The 2978-nt window shown below is 50.8% G+C and carries 2 rRNA genes (1 of these 2 cut by a window edge); both read right to left on the bottom strand.

Going from position 1 to position 2978, the window contains the following annotated elements:
- Positions 1-11: 11 nt before the first annotated feature.
- Positions 12-124: ribosomal RNA gene (gene rrf / locus KW832_RS25545) — 5S ribosomal RNA — on the bottom strand.
- A gap of 154 nt (positions 125-278) precedes the next feature.
- Positions 279-2978, bottom strand: a 23S ribosomal RNA gene (locus KW832_RS25540) (it continues 179 nt past the right edge of the window).

Here is a 2978-nt window from a genome sequence, read left to right as displayed (position 1 = left end):
GGGCTGTAAGAGCCTGACGATGACCTACTTTCACACGGGAACCCGCACTATCATCGGCGCAAAGTCGTTTCACTGTCCTGTTCGGGATGGGAAGGAGTGGTACCAACTTGCTATGGTCATCAGGCATAACTTGGTGCTGAGCTGTTCAAGGAACAGCTCGGCGAATTCATAGAGTTTGGAATCAGATTTTTGTGTCTTTTGACTGCGTCAACTTGGCATAACAATCTTTGAGCTTTTCACACATTCCTTACGGTTTGCATATTGGCTATCAAAGTTATAGGGTCAAGCCGCACGAGCAATTAGTATCAGTTAGCTTAACGCATTACTGCGCTTCCACACCTGACCTATCAACGTCCTGGTCTTGAACGACTCTTTAGGGGGCTCAAGGCCCCGGCAGATCTCATCTTGAAACGAGTTTCCCGCTTAGATGCTTTCAGCGGTTATCTCTTCCACACTTAGCTACTCGGCAATGCCACTGGCGTGACAACCGATACACCAGAGGTGTGTCCACTCCGGTCCTCTCGTACTAGGAGCAGGCTTCCTCAAATCTGCAGCGCCCACGGAAGATAGGGACCAAACTGTCTCACGACGTTTTAAACCCAGCTCACGTACCTCTTTAAATGGCGAACAGCCATACCCTTGGGACCGGCTACAGCCCCAGGATGAGATGAGCCGACATCGAGGTGCCAAACACCGCCGTCGATATGAACTCTTGGGCGGTATCAGCCTGTTATCCCCAGAGTACCTTTTATCCGTTGAGCGATGGCCCTTCCATACAGAACCACCGGATCACTATGTCCTGCTTTCGCATCTGCTCGACTTGTCAGTCTCGCAGTTAAGCACGCTTATGCCATTGCACTATCGTCACGATGTCCGACCGTAACTAGCGTACCTTCGAACTCCTCCGTTACGCTTTGGGAGGAGACCGCCCCAGTCAAACTGCCTACCATGCACTGTCCCCGATCCAGATAATGGACCTAGGTTAGAACCTCAAACACACCAGGGTGGTATTTCAACGTTGGCTCCATGAGATCTAGCGACCTCACTTCAAAGCCTCCCACCTATCCTACACAGATCTGTTCAAAGTCCAATACAAAGCTACAGTAAAGGTTCATGGGGTCTTTCCGTCTTTCCGCGGGGAGATTGCATCATCACAAACATTTCAACTTCGCTGAGTCTCAGGAGGAGACAGTGTGGCCATCGTTACGCCATTCGTGCAGGTCGGAACTTACCCGACAAGGAATTTCGCTACCTTAGGACCGTTATAGTTACGGCCGCCGTTTACTGGGACTTCAATCAAGAGCTTGCACCCCATCATTTAATCTTCCAGCACCGGGCAGGCGTCACACCCTATACGTCCACTTTCGTGTTTGCAGAGTGCTGTGTTTTTATTAAACAGTCGCAGCCACCGATTTTTTGCAACCCCGTTGGGCTCGCCTTGTACAGGTTCACCTACTTGGGGCATACCTTCTCCCGAAGTTACGGTATCAATTTGCCGAGTTCCTTCTCCTGAGTTCTCTCAAGCGCCTTAGAATACTCATCTCGCGCACCAGTGTCGGTTTGCGGTACGGTCGTCAATAGCTGAAGCTTAGTGGCTTTTCCTGGAAGCAGGGTATCACTCACTTCGTCTGCAAGCAGACTCGTTATCACCCCTCATCTAAGCCCGGCGGATTTGCCTACCAGGCACGACTACAGGCTTGAACCAACATATCCAACAGTTGGCTGAGCTAACCTTCTCCGTCCCCACATCGCACTATTGATCGGTACAGGAATATTGACCTGTTTCCCATCAGCTACGCATCTCTGCCTCGCCTTAGGGGCCGACTCACTCTACGCCGATGAACGTTGCGTAGAAAACCTTGCGCTTACGGCGAGGGGGCTTTTCACCCCCTTTAACGCTACTCATGTCAGCATTCGCACTTCTGATACCTCCAGCATCCGTTACCAGACACCTTCACAGGCCTACAGAACGCTCTCCTACCACGTGCAATAAATTGCACATCCGCAGCTTCGGTAACTGGCTTAGCCCCGTTACATCTTCCGCGCAGGACGACTCGATCAGTGAGCTATTACGCTTTCTTTAAATGATGGCTGCTTCTAAGCCAACATCCTGACTGTTTTAGCCTTCCCACTTCGTTTCCCACTTAGCCAATTTTAGGGACCTTAGCTGGCGGTCTGGGTTGTTTCCCTCTTGAGTCCGGACGTTAGCACCCGGTGCTCTGTCTCCCAAGCTGTACTCGTCGGTATTCGGAGTTTGCATAGGTTTGGTAAGTCGCCATGACCCCCTAGCCTAAACAGTGCTCTACCCCCGACGGTAATACTTGAGGCACTACCTAAATAGTTTTCGGAGAGAACCAGCTATTTCCAAGTTTGTTTAGCCTTTCACCCCTATCCACAGCTCATCCGCTAGTTTTGCAACACTAGTCGGTTCGGACCTCCAGTACCTGTTACGGCACCTTCATCCTGGCCATGGATAGATCACTTGGTTTCGGGTCTACACCCAGCGACTGATTCGCCCTATTCGGACTCGATTTCTCTACGGCTTCCCTATTCGGTTAACCTTGCCACTGAATGTAAGTCGCTGACCCATTATACAAAAGGTACGCAGTCACCCTTGCGGGCTCCTACTTTTTGTAAGCATGCGGTTTCAGGATCTATTTCACTCCCCTCCCGGGGTTCTTTTCGCCTTTCCCTCACGGTACTGGTTCACTATCGGTCGATTACGAGTATTTAGCCTTGGAGGATGGTCCCCCCATATTCAGACAGGATTTCTCGTGTCCCGCCCTACTTTTCTCTAGCTTAGTACCACACGTCTGTTTTCGCATACAGGGCTATCACCTGCTATGGCCGGACTTTCCATTCCGTTTTGCTAACAGTCGTGCTATCACTAGAAGGCTCTTCCGATTTCGCTCGCCACTACTTTCGGAATCTCGGTTGATGTCTTTTCCTCGAGCTACTGAGATGTTTCAGTTCACCCG

Source organism: Acidovorax sp. sif0632 (assembly GCF_019218805.1).
Taxonomy (GTDB): Bacteria; Pseudomonadota; Gammaproteobacteria; order Burkholderiales; family Burkholderiaceae_C; genus Acidovorax; species Acidovorax facilis.
Note: the sequence above shows the minus strand (reverse complement) of the source record. Positions and strands in the feature narration are given on the sequence as shown.